The following is a 16,978-nucleotide window of genomic DNA, read 5'->3' as shown; positions in this document are numbered from 1 at the left end:
ACACACCAACTCCACAGCAGGTTCAACCAGACACCCGCCTTTTCGGCCAGTGACTGTTGTCTTTACGCTCCAAGTTGCTCAAACCCCGAGGTCATGAATCTTTGAAACCCTACCCTATTCATTGTGTGTCGATCGTCATCCCGGTCTACAACGAACAAGAGAGCCTGCCTGAATTGCTGCGTCGCACGACGGCAGCCTGCAAGCAACTGGCCTACGAATACGAAATCATCCTGGTGGATGACGGTAGCCGCGACAAATCCGCCCAATTGCTCGAAGACGCCGCCGCCGAAGACGGCAGCAATGTGGTCGCGGTGATCCTCAATCGCAACTATGGCCAGCATGCGGCGATCATGGCCGGTTTCGAGCAGTGCCGGGGCGAAGTGGTGATTACCCTCGACGCCGACCTGCAGAACCCCCCGGAAGAAATCCCGCGCCTGGTGGAACAAGCCGCGCTGGGCTACGACGTGGTTGCCACCGTGCGCAACAACCGCCAGGACTCGGCCTTCCGCCGCTGGCCGTCGCGCCTGATCAACCTGGCCGTGCAGCGTTCGACCGGCGTTGCCATGAGTGACTACGGCTGCATGCTGCGCGCGTACCGCCGCACCATCGTCGACGCCATGCTCGCCTGCCGCGAACGCAGCACGTTTATTCCGATCCTGGCCAACGGTTTTGCCCGTCACACGACTGAAATCCTCGTACACCATGCTGAGCGCGAACACGGCGAATCCAAATACAGCGCCATGCGCCTGATCAGCCTGATGTTCGACCTGCTGACCTGCATGACCACCACCCCGCTGCGCCTGCTGTCCATCGTCGGTTTCAGCCTGGCGGGCCTGGGCGTGCTGTTCGCCGTTGCGCTGATCGTCCTGCGCCTGGCCTTCGGCGCCCAATGGGCCGGCGGCGGCACGTTCGTGCTGTTCGCGGTGCTGTTCGTGTTCACCGGCGGCCAGTTCATCGGCATGGGCCTCTTGGGTGAATACCTGGGCCGCATGTACAGCGATGTGCGCGCCCGCCCCCGGTTCTTTATTGAAAAAGTGCTGCGCAACCAACCGGCAGCACCGGCACCCGTGGTCGTCGTTGACGGCATGGTGTCCTCCCATACCACCACTACTTCCCCTTCCGATCAGGTTTCGTCATGAATTCAAAAGCTGTTGTCTTCGCTTACCACGATATTGGCTGTGCTGGCATTGAAGCCCTGCTGACTGCCGGTTACGACATTGCTGCCGTGTTCACCCATGCCGATGACCCCAAGGAAAACAATTTCTACGGTTCCGTCGCGCAACTGTGCGCCCGCAAAGGCATCCCGGTGCATGCACCGGAAGACGCCAACCACCCGCTGTGGATCGAGCGCATCGCCAAGCTCAACCCGGATTTCATCTTCTCCTTCTACTACCGCAACCTGCTGAGCGAACCCCTGCTGGCCACCGCCCGCAAAGGCGCGTTCAACCTGCACGGCTCGCTGCTGCCGAAATACCGTGGCCGCGCGCCCGCCAACTGGGTGCTGGTCAAAGGCGAAACCGAAACCGGCGTGACCCTGCACCGCATGGTCAAGCGTGCCGATGCCGGCGCGATCCTGGCCCAGCAGAAAGTCGCGATCGAGCGTTCCGACACCGGCCTGACCCTGCACGCCAAACTGCGTGACGCCGCCAGCAGCCTGCTGCGCGACGCCTTGCCGCAACTGGCCGCGGGCAAACTGGCGGAAACCGCCCAGGACGAAAGCAAGGCCACTTATTTCGGCCGCCGCACTCCAGCGGATGGCAAGTTGGAATGGCAAAAACCGGCTGAAGAACTGTTCAACCTGGTGCGCGCCGTGACGCAACCGTACCCGGGCGCTTTCTGCGCCGTGGGCGAGCACAAGCTGATCGTGTGGCAAGCCGAAGTGGTCCAGGGCAACGAAGGCCTGGCGCCTGGCCGCGTGATCAGCGTCAACCCGCTGCGCATCGCGTGCGGTGAAGACTCGCTGGTGATCAAGTTCGGTCAGCGCAACGACAACGGTCTGTACCTGGCCGGCCCGTCCCTGGCCAACGAATTGGGCCTGGTAGACGGTTCCGTCCTGCGCGGCGCCGAGTCCGGCCGCAAGCCACGTCGCACCCGCGTGCTGATCCTGGGCGTGAACGGCTTTATCGGTAACCACCTGTCCGAACGCCTGCTGCGTGACGACCGTTACGAAGTCTACGGCCTGGACATCGGCTCCGACGCCATCGAGCGCCTGCGCAGCCACCCGAACTTCCATTACGTGGAAGGCGATATCAGCATTCACACCGAGTGGATCGAGTACCACATCAAGAAGTGCGACGTGGTCCTGCCGCTGGTGGCCATCGCCACCCCAATCGAATACACCCGCAACCCGCTGCGCGTGTTCGAGCTGGACTTCGAAGAGAACCTCAAGCTGGTGCGCTACTGCGTCAAGTACAACAAGCGCGTGATCTTCCCGTCGACTTCTGAAGTCTATGGCATGTGCCAGGACCAGTACTTCGACGAAGACACCTCCAACCTGGTGGTCGGCCCGGTCAACAAGCAACGCTGGATCTACTCGGTCTCCAAGCAACTGCTGGACCGTGTGATCTGGGCCTACGGCGCCAAGGGCCTGAAGTTCACCCTGTTCCGTCCATTCAACTGGATGGGCCCGCGTCTGGACCGCCTGGACTCGGCACGTATCGGCAGCTCCCGCGCGATCACCCAGTTGATCCTGAACCTGGTGGAAGGTACGCCGATCCGCCTGTTCGACGGTGGCGAGCAGAAACGCTGCTTCACCGACATCGCCGACGGCATCGAAGCCCTGGCGCGCATCATCGATAACGACAACGATGCGTGCAACGGCCAGATCATCAACATCGGCAACCCGGAAAACGAAGCGAGCATCCGCCAGCTGGGCGAAGAACTGCTGCGTCAGTTCGAAGCTCACCCGCTGCGCGGCAACTTCCCGCCGTTCGCCGGTTTCCGCGACGTGGAAAGCAAGGCGTTCTACGGCACCGGTTACCAGGACGTGGCCCACCGCAAACCAAGCATCGAAAACGCCAAGCGCCTGCTGAACTGGGAGCCGACCGTGGAGATGAGCGAAACCATCGGCAACACCCTGGATTTCTTCCTGCGTGAAGCCATGCTCGAAATCGCGGACAAGCGCTGATGCAGGCAGGTCTTCGCATTGATGTCGACACCTACCGCGGCACCCGCGAAGGCGTGCCACGGTTGCTCGAGTCCCTGGATGAAGCCGGGGTAAAAGCGACGTTCTTCTTCAGTGTCGGGCCGGACAATATGGGGCGCCACTTGTGGCGCCTGATCCGCCCGCAATTTCTGTGGAAGATGCTGCGTTCCAACGCCGCCGGCCTGTATGGCTGGGATATCTTGCTCGCCGGCACCGCCTGGCCGGGCAAGCCGATCGGCCGTGACCTGGGGCACTTGATGCGCCAGGCCAAGGCCGCCGGGCATGAAGTCGGCCTGCACGCCTGGGATCACCATGGCTGGCAGGCCAATGCCGGACGTTGGAGCGACGCACAGTTGATCGAGCAGGTCCGACGCGGTGTGGACACCTTGAGCGACATCCTCGGTGAACGTATCGACTGTTCAGCGGCCGCCGGTTGGCGCGCCGATGAACGCGTGGTGCAAGCCAAGCAAGCCTTCAACTTTCGCTACAACAGCGATTGCCGGGGCACCAGCCTGTTTCGTCCGACCCTGGCCGATGGCAGCGCGGGCACCCCACAGATTCCGGTAGACCTGCCGACCTTCGACGAAGTCGTCGGGCCGGTGGTGGCTGCCAAGGATTTCAACGGGTTCATTCTCGACCGCTTCGCAGAGTCGAAGCTGAACGTCTACACGATCCACGCAGAAGTAGAAGGGATTCTGATGTCCAACGATTTTCGCCAGTTGCTCGCCCAGGCAGGGCAGCGCGGCATCCATTTCAAACCGCTGGGCGATCTGCTCCCGGCGGACGTCTCCACCCTGCCCCAGCAACAACTGGTGCGCGGCGCCCTGAGCGGCCGTGAGGGTTGGCTCGGAGTGCAGCAGGCATGATCCGCCGTTGGGCGCTGCCCCTGCTGCTGTTGGCATTCGGCGCATTTTATCTGTTGCCCCTGGCCACCCATGGCCTGTGGATTCCGGATGAAACCCGCTATGCACAGATCAGCCAGGAAATGCTGCTGACCGGCAAATGGGCGTCGCCGCACTTTATGGGCATTCGTTATTTCGAAAAACCGGCTGCCGGTTACTGGATGATCGCGCTGGGCCAGGCGATCTTCGGGCAAAACCTGTTCGGCGTGCGCTTTGCGTCGGCCTTGAGCACTGGGCTCAGCATTCTACTGGTGTACTGGGTGTCGCGCCGGTTGTGGAATGACCCGCACAAGAGCCTGGTCAGCACAGTGCTGTACATGAGCTTTTTCAGCGTCGTGGCGCTGGGCGGTTATGCCAACCTGGACCCGCAGTTCACCTTCTGGGTCAACCTGACCGGCGTGGCGCTGTGGTTTTGCTTCGACAGCACCACCCGCAACGGTCGCGTCGGGTCCTGGGCGCTGCTTGGGGTTGCCTGTGGCATGGGTTTCATGACCAAAGGCTTCCTCGCCTGGCTGCTGCCGGTGCTGATCGCCCTGCCCTACGCGATCTGGCAGAAGCGCTTGCGTGAGCTGCTCGGTTACGGCCTGGTCGCCGTCGCCGTGGCGATTGTCATCAGCCTGCCCTGGGCGCTTGCGGTGCAGAGTCAGGAGCCGGATTTCTGGAACTTCTTCTTTTGGCATGAGCATATCCAACGCTTTGCCGGCGCAGACGCGCAGCACGCCGAGCCATTCTGGTACTACCTGCCGCTGCTGGTCGCATTCAGCCTGCCGTGGCTGGCGCTGTTGCCGTCCACCGTCAAGCAGGCCTGGCAGCAGAAGCGCGCGCCCGGCACCGCATTCCTGCTGTTGTGGCTGCTGATGCCGCTGGCACTGTTCAGCCTGGCCAAAGGTAAGCTGCCGTCCTACATCATGCCGTGCCTGCTGCCGCTGGCGTTGCTCATGGGTAACGCGCTCACCGACAAACTGGCCCAGGCCCGTGACCGTGCCTTGCGCATCAACGGCTGGCTGAACCTGATCCTCGGTGTCGTGGCCTTGCTCGCGCTGACGTGGTTCCAACTGAAAAAACCGCTGTACGAACACGGCCAGGAAACCCTCAGCCTGGTGCTGGTATTCACCGGCCTGTTCGGCTGGATCATCGCCAACCTGTTGCAGGTTGCACGCCCACTGAAACTGTGGGCCGCACCGGCGCTGGGCAGCTGGTTGCTGTTGGCATTGGCCCCGGCCGCGCTGCCCCATTCGGTGGTGTACAACAAGACGCCGGATCAATTCATCATCGACCACCTGCAGGAACTGCAACCGACATCCGCCCTGCTCAGCAATGACCTCGGCGCGGCATCGGCCTTGGCCTGGCGCCTGCAACGCACCGACATCACCCTCTATAACACCATCGGCGAAGTGAAATACGGCCTCGCCTACCCGGACGCCGCCCAGCGCAAGGTCGACATGACCCAGGTCCAGCAATGGATGAACGAGGCCCGCCGGCAAGGCTCTGTGGGCGTGGTGATGCGCGTCAAGGGTGACGAGGAGATCGCCGAAGTGAACCTGCTGCCCCCGGATGGCAAGCGCTATGAGCAAGGCAATATCGTGATCCTGATTTTCCCGCAGGTTGCGCCATGATCACCCTGTTCCTGTTATTGGCCGCCTGCCTGCTCACTTGCATGGGCCAGGTCGCTCAGAAGTTCGCCGTGGAAAGCTGGCGCGACCAGCCTGACGGTTGGGCCCTGAAACTGCGCTCTGCCTGGTTGTGGGCCGCGCTGTTGTGCCTGGGTTTTGGCTTGTTGGTCTGGCTGCTGGTGCTGCAGCGCCTTGAAGTCGGGATTGCCTACCCGATGCTCAGCCTCAATTTCGTCTTGGTCACGTTAATGGCGCGCTTCGTATTCAAGGAGCACATCGACACCCGGCATTGGCTGGGTGTGGCGCTGGTGATTGCCGGCGTCGTGCTGCTGGGGCGCCAGGTATGAGCCGGGCTCGCGGGTTTGCCTTCGCCCTGGGCAGTGTCGGCCTGGTCAGCGCCGCCCAGTTGGGGATGCGCTGGAGCATGACGCGCCTGCCCCTGCCGGACGAATGGCTCGGCGCATTCAGCAGCAACGCCATCGACCTGGGCGCCCTCGGCGTGGTGAGCCTGGCAATCCTCGCTTATGCGCTGTCGATGCTGTGCTGGCTCTGTGCGCTCAAGGATTTGCCCCTGGGCCGCGCCTATTCGCTGCTCAGCATCAGCTACGCGCTGGTCTACCTGTTGGCCGCCAGCCTGCCGGTGTTCAACGAACATTTTTCGCTTTCAAAAACCCTGGGGGTGGCCTTGGTCATCCTCGGTGTACTGGTTATTAACTCTCGTCGTGCTAGCACAGCAAGCCCCAGGAATGCCCCATGAAAATCAGTGTATTTGGTAGTGGTTACGTCGGTCTGGTACAGGCCACTGTATTGGCCGAAGTCGGTCACGATGTCATCTGCATGGACGTTGATCAACACAAGGTCAGGCAATTGCAGCAGGGCCATGTGAGCATTTTCGAGCCAGGGTTGGCGGCGATGGTCAAGGAGAACCTTGAAAGCGGACGATTGAGCTTCACCTTCGATGAAAAGCTCGCCGTCGAACATGGCGAAGTGCTGTTTATCGCGGTGGGTACGCCGTCGGATGAAGACGGTTCGGCGGACTTGAAATACGTGCTGTCGGTCGGCGATGCGGTTGCCCGCCATCGCATCGAGCCGGTGATCCTGGTGGAAAAATCCACTGTACCCGTCGGCACCGGCGACACCTTGCGCGCCCATATCGAAAAGGCCCTGCACGGGACCGGCCGGCACCTGGAGTTCGATATCGTCTCCAACCCGGAATTCCTCAAGGAAGGTTCGGCGGTTGCCGACTGCCGCCGCCCGGACCGCATCATCATCGGCTGCGAGCGTGAAGCAGTGCGCGAAGTCATGCGCGACCTGTACGCACCCTTCAACCGCAACCACGATCGCATCATCTTCATGGACCTGCGCAGCGCCGAACTGACCAAGTACGCCGCCAACTGCATGCTGGCCACCAAGATCAGCTTCATCAACCAGATCGCCGAACTGGCCGAACACCTGGGGGCGGACATCGAAGCGATACGCCTGGGCATCGGCGCCGACTCGCGCATCGGCTATCACTTCATCTACCCAGGCTGCGGCTACGGCGGCTCGTGCTTCCCCAAGGACATGCGCGCGCTGATCCACAGCGCCAAGCAGGCCCATTGCTCGAGCGACCTGCTCGAAGCCGTCGAAGCGATCAACCAGCGCCAGAAGAGCAAGCTGTTTGAGCGCATCAACGCCTTCTTCAAGGGCGACCTGCGCGGCAAGACCTTCGCCCTGTGGGGCCTGGCCTTCAAGCCCAACACCGACGACATGCGCGATGCCCCGAGCCGCGTGTTGATGGAAGCGCTGTGGGCAGCCGGCGCCAATGTGCGCGCGTTTGACCCGGAAGCCATGCAGGAAACCCTGCGGATCTACGGCGACGACCCACGGCTGATGCTGATGGGCACTCCGGAATCCACCCTGAGCGGCGCCGATGCGCTGATCATCTGCACGGAATGGCAGCAGTTCAAGGCACCGGACTTCGACCTGATCCACCAACGCCTGAACACTCCGGTGATCTTCGATGGGCGCAACCTGTACGACGGCGAGCGCCTGGCGCGCAAAGGCTTCCAGTACTTCCCGATGGGCCGTGGCGACTCCTGCCAGTTGCCGATTCCCCAGCAACAGTGGGTGCCGCAAGCACGGGAAGCCTGACAAGTGAACGATCAAATGCCCCAACTGATGAACGCAGCGATCCGGCGCCAGTCGCTGGGGTTGGCGCTGCTGGCGTTGCTGTTATTCATCGCCGGTAACTGGCACCAGGCAATCATCGGGTTTGACTCGCGCTTCGTGGTATTCGCCCAGGAGATGCTGCGCCATGGGCCGAGCTTCTTCCCCACGACCTACGGGCAACCGTATGCCGATTACCTGGCGACCTCGACGCTGATGACGTGGCTGCTGTCCTTGCCCCTGGGCCAGGTCAACAGCTTCACGGCCTGGTTGCCGACGTCCATCGCTTCGGCGCTGATCGTCATGCTGGTGTATCGGCTGACGGCGCCCTACTCCCAGCGTTGGGGCCTGCTGAGTGTTGCGCTGCTGTTGCTCAGCAGCACGTTTATCAGCGAAACCCGCGCTGTGTCGCTGGACCAGATGCTCGCGGCCGTGGCCCTGACGGTGTTCTACCTGGGTTATGCACATGATCACTTCGGTGCCGCCAAGCGCCTGCATTGGCTGTACCTGCTGTTGATTGTGGGCTTTGCGATCCGTGGACCGATTGGCCTGGTGATTCCCACAGGCGTGCTGTGCAGCTACTTCCTGATCAACCGTCAATGGCGCCAACTGTTCAGCTTCGGCCTGTTGGCCCTGGCACTGCTGGGGGCGTGCGTCGGCCTGCTGTTGCTGCTGGCCAAGCTCAGTGGCGGCGAAGCGTTCATGCAGGACGTGATCCGCATGCAGTTCCTCGGGCGGATGGATGGCAGCGAAGGCTCCAGCGGTGCGTTGTATTACTTCAGCAGTTCCCTGGGCAACTACGCGCTGGCTTACCCGCTGGCGTTGCTGGTACTGCTGGCGATAGCGCTGGGCGGCCGACGCGCACCTGATCCGGCGTTGCAGTTGGTGCTGTACTGCGCCGCGGCGGGCTTGCTGGTGATGCTCGGCTTGTCGGTGCCCCAGGCGAAGAAAGCGCGTTACGTGCTGCCGATGCTGCCGATGGCGGCCATTATTGCGGCGTATCCGTTTCAAGTCGCCCACGGCCGGTTGTTCGGCTGGCTGCGCGGTTTGATGCTGAGCCTGTGGACCGTGTTGCCTGCGTTGCTGATCGCCGGGCTCTGGATGGCGCGCCCGCGTTACCCGGAGCAGTTGGCGCACATCGGCTGGGTGTTGGGCGTGCTTGGCGTGCTTCAAGTGCTGGCGTTGGTGGCAGTGTTCCAGGCACGCCTGCGCATGCTGGCGCCGGCGCTGACTGCCGTGCTGGCGGTATGGACCACCTATATTTGGGTGGTCGAGCCACTGGAGCGTAGCCTCTATGACACGCGTACCTTCAGCCTGCAAGTCCAGGCCCAGGTCAACCAGCAACCGGCGCCCGTCGTGCTGCATGCGCTGGGCAAAGATGCCAAAGCCATCAAGTTCATCGTCAACCTCGATTGCGACCGAGTGCCGTTGTTCACACAGCAGCCCGCCGACCTGGCGACGTTGCAAGGCCCGGCGTGGCTGGTCATGAGCCAGGACGACTTCGAAGCGTTGCAAGACCCGCGATTGCGCTCGATCACACCGACGCTCACCGGCACGTTCGACAAGAATCCCTACGTGCTGCTGCACTTGGACAAACCCCTCCGACCTTGACCGCGCCGGCGGCAGCCGGCCAGTTGAGTCCATTATTTTTGTATTTAACCTGCATTAATATGCATTGGCGACCTTGCATCGCGCTCGGCACACTACGCAGGTTCCTCCCCCAAATGCAGGAACTTTCAAGGGCTTTTCCGGGAAACCAGACAAGCCTTTTTTTTGCCCGCTGTTTATGGAAGTTGTCGATGCTCGCTCGTTGGTTACCCGCCGCCATCAATACCCGCCCTGCCGAATGGAGCCGTGCCGCGATCGGCATGGCCTTGGGCACTCTGCTCAGCGTATGGCTCTGCGCCCAAGTGTTTGGCATGGAGGTCGCCCTGCACCTGCTTGGCCCGCTGGGCGCGTCGGCCGTGCTGCTGTTTGCCGTTTCATCCGGCGCCCTGGCCCAGCCGTGGTCGATCATCGGCAGCTACCTGTGTGCGGCCGTGGTCGCGCTGTTGGTCGCGCGGGTCCTGGGGCGCACCTTGGGCAGCGCCTGCCTGGCAGCAGGCATGACCGTGATCCTGATCTGCTGGCTGCGCTGCCTGCACCCACCCGCGGGAGGCCTGGCGATGACGCTGGTACTGGCCGATCCGGCCTCGGCGGCGCTCGGCTGGCAGGAACTGCCGGTGGTGATGCTCGGCGCCGGAGCGCTATTGACCTGCGCACTGGCCTACAACAATGCCACCCGCACGCGCTATCCCAAAGGTGCCAGCGAGTCGCCGACAGCGATCTTTAAGGATGCCAGGGCCGCGCGCGACCCGGCGATTACCGCCGCCGACCTGAAGCTGGCATTGGCCGAGATGGAACAGTTCTACGATGTGGAACCCAATGAACTGGAACAGTTGATCCACGCCGCAGAAACCCACGCGCGCCGCCGCAGTATCGGTGAGGTGCTGGCAAGCCGTGTCAATTGAGCCCGTGTATGGCGCACGACGAGTGGCGTGTCCACAGAGTTGCGACGCAGTACACGGCGGCTAAAGTTCTAACTATGTCAGTGGTTCACTTGAGGTCTGGAACGCCGTAACCCAGTAGCGAAGACACGCAGAGTCTGGCTGAGGGTTACGGCATGAACGAATGTCTGCAACACCTGCTTCGCACCCCATTATTTGCTGCTCGAGAACGTCACCACCTCCCCCTCAGGGCCTACATGGACCTGACCATCAGGCGTATGCACGCCATTTTCAATGCCGGGGTGATCAACAATGACATGTGGCTCGGCCAACCGGACGAATCACATTTCAGGGCGCTGTGCGAACAGATCGGCGTGATCGGTGCCTACGATTACGCACTGTATTCCTCGCTGGTCGACCATATGATTGCCGCCAACGCCTTACTGACCCAGGGCAGCCCGGAGCAAGTGGCGCGCTACCGCGATGAAGTCATTCAGATGCGCGCTGTGTATGCCTTTGGCTGCACTGAAATCGCCAGCGGCACCGACGTGCGTAACCTCAAGACAACCGTTACCTACGATCCTGCCCGGCACTGCCTGGTGCTCGACTCACCGTGCGCCGGCGCCTGTAAGTACTGGATCGGCAACAGTTTGTATGCCGCCCAGGTGGCGATGGTACTCGCGCGATTGCAGGTCAATGGCGAAGACCAGGGGCACCACTGGTTTCGCGTGGTGATTCGCGACACAGAGAACGGCCCGTTGCGCTCGGGTGTCAAGGTCATGGCTTGCGACCCCAAGGGCGGCATTCACGCCAATCAGGTCGGCGGTTTGCGCTTTTGCCAGATGCAGCTGAACACCGACGCCTTGTTGCAACGCCACGCCAGGTTTACCCGCAACGGCCAGTTCGTCAGCGACCTGCCCAAAAACGAACGCTTTATCAATGCACTGGAGACGTTCCTCCAGGAGCGCCTGCTGTTGATGGCCGCCTCGCGCCTTGGTGCGGGATTGAGCGCGCACCTGGCCTATCAATTCGCCCGCCACCGCCTGACACAGGCCGGCCCGCTACTGGGCAACCCGCTGTTTCGCCAGCGCTTGTACAACGTCCAGCTCAAGGCATTGGCCCTCAAGTATCTTGAGCAAGCCATCCTAGAACGCTTCGAAGCGCAATGGCCGCAGACCGAACGGCGTAAAGACCTGCACATTCTCGCGGCATTAAGCAAATGCATCGGCACCTGGATGGGCCTGGAAGTGATCGCCCAGTGCCGTGAGTTGTGTGGTTCACAAGGGTTTCACCACTACAACCAGATCGTCACCCTGCGCATGGACTTCGAGATCAGCCCGACATTCGCCGGGGACAACAGCGTGATGGCCTACCAAGTGATCAAGGATGCGCTGTCCCGTCCGCGATTTGACCGGGTTGCGCCCTGTAACCCGGGCCAGGCAATCGAGCGGAGCATTGTCCGGCAGTGCCGAGACGCCGGTGATTTTTCCCACCCGCAAGCGGTGGGGCTGACTTACGCCCGCGCCCTCGATCTGATCATTCAGGCGCTCGAAGGCCAGCCGCTCGAACCGGGCCTGCTGCGCGACTTGATCGCAGTGTTTGTCGCCTATTTGCACCGCTGGGGCCTCGCTCACGATGACGAACCGTGCGCCAGCATTGCGCGCATTGCCTGCCTCGGCGATTGGCTGAAGCCGCCTGACGAACTGGTCGACGCGCCTATCGCGAAAGCCGACTACATCCAGCAGTTCACCCGCGCATTGTATGAGGATCAATAACCATGAACCCTCAAGGCAAACCCGACTTCCGCGACCCCGACACGGTTCGCGATCCCTACCCGGCCTACGCGTTTCTACGCACCCATCATCCCGTGTATTGGAGTTCCCAGCACAAGGCGTGGATGCTGACCCGCTTCGACGACGTCTTCAAAGCGCAGAGCGACGCCACCCGCTACTCCTCAGATCGGATACGTCAGTTGGTAAACGCGCAACTGCCGCCCGAAAAACGCGCGATGTACGAGCCCTTTATTGAAAAAGCATCGCGCTGGATGTACGCCCAGGATGGCAAAGTCCATGAGACCAGCCGCCATCTGCTCGGCCGCGCGTTCACGCCGCGCTCGATTGAAGCGCTGCGGGCAGACATCCAGGCGGTTACCGATGAACTCCTCGCCACAGTGGGCCCTTCCGCCGAACTGATGAGCCGCCTGTTCAATCAGGTGCCGGCCAGAGTGCTGGCGATGCTCTACGGCATCCCCAAAAAAGATGCGCTCAAGCTGCGGCGCTGGACCGATGTGATCCTGATGTTTCTGGTCGGCAACCTGGACCCGGCGAATACTCCCGGCGCCGCCGCGCAAGGCCTGGAGGAGATGTACGCCTACTTCGGCAACCTGATCGAGCGACGCCGGCAGGCCCCGCGTGACGACTTGGTCAGCCGTGTCATTGCCGCCGCCGGCCCCGACACGAGCACAGACGATCTGCTGGCCCAGGTGGCCTTTGTTCTGGTGGCTGGCTACACCACCAGCGCCGATATGCTGGGCATCGGCCTGTGGTACTTGTTGACCAACCCTGCCCAGCTGAACGCACTGCTGGCCGATGGCTCGTTGATGAAACCCGCGATCGAAGAAATGCTGCGCATTGATCCGTCGGGGCAGTTCAGCCATCGCGTCGTGACGCAAGATATCGAACTCAGAGGCCAGACCCTGCGCAAAGGCGATCTGGTGTACCTGATACGCGCCGCTGCCAACCGCGACCCGGAGCACTTTGCCGACCCGGACCGCTTCAACATTCAACGCGCGAAAAACGACCACCTGGCCTTTGGCCGTGGCGTGCATTTCTGTCTGGGCCCGGCGCTGTTCCGACTGGAGGCCGAGGTGGTGTTCAGCAGCCTGCTCAAGCGCTTCCCGAACTTGCGCCTGCTGGAGAAAAAGCCGCCGGTGTGGCGTACCAGTAACCTGCAGTTCCGCGGCTTGAAAACCCTCCACGTCGAACTTGAACCGATTCCAAAAGGCGCATCGATCCAGCGCTGCTTTTCCGCCGCCCCCTGGGAGAAAAATGGCGGTTACTGCCGTGCCTTGCGCGTCGGTGAAACCATCGTCACCAGTGGCACGGTAGCCTTCGACGGGCAGGGCAACCCCTACGCCAGCGACGATGTGTACTTACAGACCCGTCGCTGCCTGGAAATCATCGAAGCGGCGCTTAAACGGCTGGGCACCGATCGCACCCGAGTGATTGCCACACGCATGTACACCACCAACGTGAAGTGGTGGCCGCAAATCGCCCAAGCGCATAAGGAGTTTTTCGAGGGCTGCGAACCGACCACCATGTTGTTGGGCGTCAAGGCGCTGATAACCCCGGACTACCTGGTGGAAATCGAAGCCCAGGCACAGGCACCGGAGGCCAGGCCATGAGCCCCGAGCAGGCACGCCGGGAAGTGCGTGATGCGGTGGTGATGGATGTCAGCGACCTGACCCTGGCCACACCGGGGCAGCCGGTGGCCGTGAGGCTGTACCGGCCGGCCCGTCCTGCGCCGGCAGCAGTGCTGATGTATTTCCACGGCGGCGGCTGGGTTACAGGCGACCTCGATACCCACGACAGCTTTTGCCGGGTGATGGCGGAGTGGGCCGGCTGCGCCGTGGTGGCGGTGGACTACCCCAGGCCACCGGAACAACGCTTCCCCGCCGCGGTAAAAAGCTGTTACGCCGCCACGGTCTGGATCGCCCGCCACGGTGCCAGCCTGGGCTTGGACACTCGGCGCATCGCCGTGGCGGGCGGTGGCTCGGGCGGCGGGCTTGCCGCGGTGATCGGCCAAATGGCCAGGGACCTGGGCGAGGCGCACATCGGTTTTCAATTACTGCTCTACCCGCTTCTCGACTGCCTGGCGCGCAATCGTTCCCGACATGACTTCGCCACAGGCTTCGGGCTGACGGCCGAATTGCTGGAGTGGTACGTGAGCCACTACGTACCCGCCGATACGCCGCGGGCGCATCCTTGGCTTTCACCCGCCCGCGATCCGTGCCTGCAGGGCTTGCCTGCGGCCTTGATCATCACCGCCGGCTGCGATCCGCTGCGCGATGAAGGGCGCGCCTTCGCACGGCGCTTGAAAACCGCCGGGGTGCCGGTGCGGCACAAAGAGTACCCAGGCATGCGCCACGGGTTTATCAACCACCCCGCTGCCGAGCCTGCGGCCAGGCGGGCCGTGCTGCTCTGCGCCGAGGCTCTGGCCGGCTATTTTCATCCTTCGGCGGCCTGATCGCCGGTTCTGCATAAATGCAAAAACGACCTGCATGATTCCGGGTTGTACTGGGCAAATTTGCACTGGTACGATCGCGGGAGCGTTCGTCCCCGAACATATTGATAAAGAACAATAAAAGCAGGGAGTTACAGATGACTGCTCAGGTTTCATCCGAGGCAAGCCACGCCGACAGGCTTCAGCAAGAGGTTCTGGCCGACGTTCGCAACCATATTGGCCACCTTACCCTCAATCGCCCCGCCGGCTTGAACGCCATCACCCTGAACATGGTTCGCAGCCTGACCGAACAGTTACAGGCCTGGGCAGACGATCCCCAGGTGTACGCCGTGGTCCTACGCGGTGCAGGTGAAAAAGCCTTCTGCGCCGGCGGCGATATTCGCTCGCTTTACGACAGCTTCAAGAACGGCGACAGCCTGCACCAGGATTTCTTCGTCGAGGAATACGCCCTCGACCTGTCCATCCACCATTACCGCAAGCCGATACTGGCCCTGATGGACGGTTTTGTCCTCGGCGGCGGCATGGGCCTGGTGCAAGGCGCGGATCTGCGCGTGGTCACCGAACGCAGCCGCCTGGCGATGCCGGAAGTGGCGATCGGTTACTTCCCCGACGTCGGCGGCAGCTACTTCCTGCCGCGCATTCCTGGCGAACTGGGCATTTATCTGGGCGTCACCGGCGTGCAGATTCGCGCGGCCGATGCGTTGTACTGCGGACTGGCGGACTGGTACTTGGACAGCACCAAGCTGGCCGACCTCGACCAGAAACTCGACCAGCTGTTGTGGCAAGACTCCCCTCTCAAGGACCTGCAAGGCGTGTTGGCCAAGCTGGCCGTGCAACAACTGCCGGACGCCCCGCTCGCCGCCTTGCGCCCCGCTATCGATCATTTCTTTGCCTTGCCGGACGTGCCGAGCATTGTCGAACAACTGCAGCAAGTGACCGTCGCCAACAGCCATGAATGGGCGCTGACCACGGCTAACCTGATGCAAACCCGTTCGCCGCTGGCCATGGCCGTGACCCTGGAAATGCTGCGGCGCGGGCGCCGTTTGCGGCTGGAGCAGTGTTTCGCCCTGGAACTGCATCTGGATCGCCAGTGGTTCGAGCGTGGCGACCTGATTGAAGGCGTCCGCGCCCTGATCATCGACAAGGACAAGAGCCCGCGCTGGAACCCGTCGACGCTCCATGGGCTGGACCCGAGCCACGTGGAAAGCTTCTTCCACAACTTCACGCAGGTTGCGAGATAAGCCATGCAAGATATTGAATATACTGAAGAACAGATCATGATTCGCGACATGGCGCGCGACTTTGCCCGTGGCGAAATCGCCCCTCACGCGCAGGCCTGGGAAAAAGCCGGCTGGATCGATGATGCCCTGGTGGCGAAGATGGGCGAACTGGGCCTGCTGGGCATGGTGGTGCCGGAAGAATGGGGCGGCACCTATGTCGATTACGTGGCATATGCCTTGGCCGTGGAAGAGATTTCCGCCGGCGACGGCGCCACAGGCGCCCTGATGAGTATCCATAATTCAGTGGGTTGCGGGCCAATCCTCAACTACGGCACACCTGAACAGAAACAAACCTGGCTGGCCGACCTCGCCAGCGGCCAGGCCATCGGCTGCTTCTGCCTGACCGAACCGCAGGCCGGCTCCGAAGCCCACAACCTGCGTACCCGTGCCGAACTGCGCGACGGCCAGTGGGTGATCAATGGCGCCAAGCAGTTTGTCAGCAACGGCAAGCGCGCCAAGTTGGCGATTGTGTTTGCGGTGACCGATCCGGAACTGGGCAAGCGCGGCATTTCTGCCTTCCTGGTGCCAACCGACACGCCGGGGTTCGTGGTCGACCGTACCGAACACAAAATGGGCATCCGCGCCTCGGACACCTGTGCCGTCACCCTCAACCAATGCAGCGTGCCTGAGGCCAACCTGCTGGGTGAGCGCGGCAAAGGCCTGGCGATTGCGCTGTCCAACCTGGAAGGCGGGCGCATCGGCATTGCCGCTCAAGCCCTGGGCATCGCCCGTGCTGCGTTTGAAGCGGCGCTGGCGTATGCCCGCGACCGCGTGCAGTTCGACAAGGCCATCATCGAGCACCAGAGCGTGGCCAACCTGCTGGCCGACATGCAAACCCGGCTCAATGCCGCACGTTTACTGATCCTGCACGCCGCACGCCTGCGCAGTGCGGGCAAGCCGTGCCTGTCGGAAGCGTCCCAGGCCAAGCTGTTCGCCTCGGAAATGGCCGAAAAGGTCTGCTCCTCGGCGATGCAGATTCATGGCGGGTATGGGTATCTGGAGGATTATCCGGTGGAGCGCTACTACCGCGATGCGCGGATCACGCAGATCTACGAGGGCACCAGCGAGATTCAGCGGATGGTGATTGCACGGGAGCTGAAGAACTACCAGCTCTGACTGACACGCCACCCCCCCTGTGGGAGCGTCCCACAGGGGGGGTGTG

14 protein-coding genes are annotated in these 16,978 nt (G+C 62.2%); all 14 read left to right on the top strand.

Annotation, left to right across the window (positions count from 1 at the left end; genetic code table 11):
• The first annotated feature begins 101 nt into the window (after positions 1–101).
• The 14 genes from arnC (at position 102) to MOQ67_RS15870 (ending at position 16,932) form a co-directional block, all read left to right on the top strand.
• Complete coding sequence (gene arnC, locus MOQ67_RS15935) at positions 102–1,139, top strand: undecaprenyl-phosphate 4-deoxy-4-formamido-L-arabinose transferase (protein ID WP_046489492.1); 1,038 nt, start codon at positions 102–104, stop codon at positions 1,137–1,139.
• Complete coding sequence (gene arnA / locus MOQ67_RS15930; protein WP_104903216.1) at positions 1,136–3,127, top strand: bifunctional UDP-4-amino-4-deoxy-L-arabinose formyltransferase/UDP-glucuronic acid oxidase ArnA; 1,992 nt, start codon at positions 1,136–1,138, stop codon at positions 3,125–3,127. Before arnC ends, arnA begins: the two co-directional genes overlap by 4 nt.
• Positions 3,127–4,011: a 4-deoxy-4-formamido-L-arabinose-phosphoundecaprenol deformylase gene (gene arnD, locus MOQ67_RS15925; protein ID WP_017846248.1), complete on the top strand. Its 885-nt coding sequence runs from the start codon at positions 3,127–3,129 to the stop codon at positions 4,009–4,011. The genes arnA and arnD overlap by 1 nt, the downstream gene beginning before the upstream one ends.
• Complete coding sequence (arnT, locus tag MOQ67_RS15920) at positions 4,008–5,663, top strand: lipid IV(A) 4-amino-4-deoxy-L-arabinosyltransferase (protein WP_126585236.1); 1,656 nt, start codon at positions 4,008–4,010, stop codon at positions 5,661–5,663. Before arnD ends, arnT begins: the two co-directional genes overlap by 4 nt.
• A complete protein-coding gene (arnE, locus tag MOQ67_RS15915) occupies positions 5,660–6,007 on the top strand; it encodes a 4-amino-4-deoxy-L-arabinose-phosphoundecaprenol flippase subunit ArnE (protein WP_017846250.1) in 348 nt (115 codons plus the stop codon). The genes arnT and arnE overlap by 4 nt, the downstream gene beginning before the upstream one ends.
• Entirely contained in the window at positions 6,004–6,417 is a 414-nt protein-coding gene (arnF, locus tag MOQ67_RS15910; protein ID WP_046489489.1) for a 4-amino-4-deoxy-L-arabinose-phosphoundecaprenol flippase subunit ArnF, read from the top strand. Before arnE ends, arnF begins: the two co-directional genes overlap by 4 nt.
• Positions 6,414–7,793, top strand: a complete 1,380-nt coding sequence (locus MOQ67_RS15905; protein ID WP_017846252.1) for a UDP-glucose dehydrogenase family protein — start codon at positions 6,414–6,416, stop codon at positions 7,791–7,793. Before arnF ends, MOQ67_RS15905 begins: the two co-directional genes overlap by 4 nt.
• A gap of 15 nt (positions 7,794–7,808) precedes the next feature.
• Complete coding sequence (locus tag MOQ67_RS15900; protein ID WP_102617088.1) at positions 7,809–9,419, top strand: ArnT family glycosyltransferase; 1,611 nt, start codon at positions 7,809–7,811, stop codon at positions 9,417–9,419.
• Between the two features lie 188 nt (positions 9,420–9,607).
• The gene (locus MOQ67_RS15895) at positions 9,608–10,318 is read left to right on the top strand and encodes an HPP family protein (protein ID WP_046383498.1); all 711 of its coding nucleotides are present in this window, start codon (positions 9,608–9,610) and stop codon (positions 10,316–10,318) included.
• Between the two features lie 233 nt (positions 10,319–10,551).
• Positions 10,552–12,069 (top strand): acyl-CoA dehydrogenase family protein, encoded by a 1,518-nt coding sequence (locus MOQ67_RS15890; RefSeq protein WP_198718037.1) that lies wholly within the window; start codon positions 10,552–10,554, stop codon positions 12,067–12,069.
• 2 nt (positions 12,070–12,071) lie between these two features.
• Positions 12,072–13,697 carry a cytochrome P450 gene (locus tag MOQ67_RS15885; RefSeq protein ID WP_198718036.1) on the top strand — a complete coding sequence of 542 codons (1,626 nt, stop codon included), beginning with the start codon at positions 12,072–12,074 and terminating at the stop codon, positions 13,695–13,697.
• Positions 13,694–14,539: an alpha/beta hydrolase gene (locus MOQ67_RS15880; RefSeq protein WP_017846257.1), complete on the top strand. Its 846-nt coding sequence runs from the start codon at positions 13,694–13,696 to the stop codon at positions 14,537–14,539. The genes MOQ67_RS15885 and MOQ67_RS15880 overlap by 4 nt, the downstream gene beginning before the upstream one ends.
• Positions 14,540–14,673: 134 nt before the next feature.
• On the top strand, positions 14,674–15,777 hold the full coding sequence (locus MOQ67_RS15875) for an enoyl-CoA hydratase/isomerase family protein (protein WP_046489483.1): 1,104 nt from the start codon (positions 14,674–14,676) through the stop codon (positions 15,775–15,777).
• Between the two features lie 3 nt (positions 15,778–15,780).
• Positions 15,781–16,932 carry an acyl-CoA dehydrogenase family protein gene (locus MOQ67_RS15870; RefSeq protein WP_057004145.1) on the top strand — a complete coding sequence of 384 codons (1,152 nt, stop codon included), beginning with the start codon at positions 15,781–15,783 and terminating at the stop codon, positions 16,930–16,932.
• Positions 16,933–16,978: the final 46 nt, after the last annotated feature.

This window comes from Pseudomonas sp. LY-1, from assembly GCF_053502595.1.
The sequence above is the reverse complement of the archived record's forward strand: the minus strand, read 5'-3'. Positions and strand labels throughout refer to the sequence as shown.

Coding starts and splice junctions, on each gene's coding strand:
- arnA (WP_104903216.1), top strand. CDS start 1,136: ATGAATTCAAAAGCTGTTGTCTTCGCTTACCACGATATTGGCTGTGCT.
- arnD (WP_017846248.1), top strand. CDS start 3,127: ATGCAGGCAGGTCTTCGCATTGATGTCGACACCTACCGCGGCACCCGC.
- arnT (WP_126585236.1), top strand. CDS start 4,008: ATGATCCGCCGTTGGGCGCTGCCCCTGCTGCTGTTGGCATTCGGCGCA.
- arnE (WP_017846250.1), top strand. CDS start 5,660: ATGATCACCCTGTTCCTGTTATTGGCCGCCTGCCTGCTCACTTGCATG.
- arnF (WP_046489489.1), top strand. CDS start 6,004: ATGAGCCGGGCTCGCGGGTTTGCCTTCGCCCTGGGCAGTGTCGGCCTG.
- MOQ67_RS15905 (WP_017846252.1), top strand. CDS start 6,414: ATGAAAATCAGTGTATTTGGTAGTGGTTACGTCGGTCTGGTACAGGCC.
- MOQ67_RS15900 (WP_102617088.1), top strand. CDS start 7,809: ATGCCCCAACTGATGAACGCAGCGATCCGGCGCCAGTCGCTGGGGTTG.
- MOQ67_RS15895 (WP_046383498.1), top strand. CDS start 9,608: ATGCTCGCTCGTTGGTTACCCGCCGCCATCAATACCCGCCCTGCCGAA.
- MOQ67_RS15890 (WP_198718037.1), top strand. CDS start 10,552: ATGGACCTGACCATCAGGCGTATGCACGCCATTTTCAATGCCGGGGTG.
- MOQ67_RS15885 (WP_198718036.1), top strand. CDS start 12,072: ATGAACCCTCAAGGCAAACCCGACTTCCGCGACCCCGACACGGTTCGC.
- MOQ67_RS15880 (WP_017846257.1), top strand. CDS start 13,694: ATGAGCCCCGAGCAGGCACGCCGGGAAGTGCGTGATGCGGTGGTGATG.
- MOQ67_RS15875 (WP_046489483.1), top strand. CDS start 14,674: ATGACTGCTCAGGTTTCATCCGAGGCAAGCCACGCCGACAGGCTTCAG.
- MOQ67_RS15870 (WP_057004145.1), top strand. CDS start 15,781: ATGCAAGATATTGAATATACTGAAGAACAGATCATGATTCGCGACATG.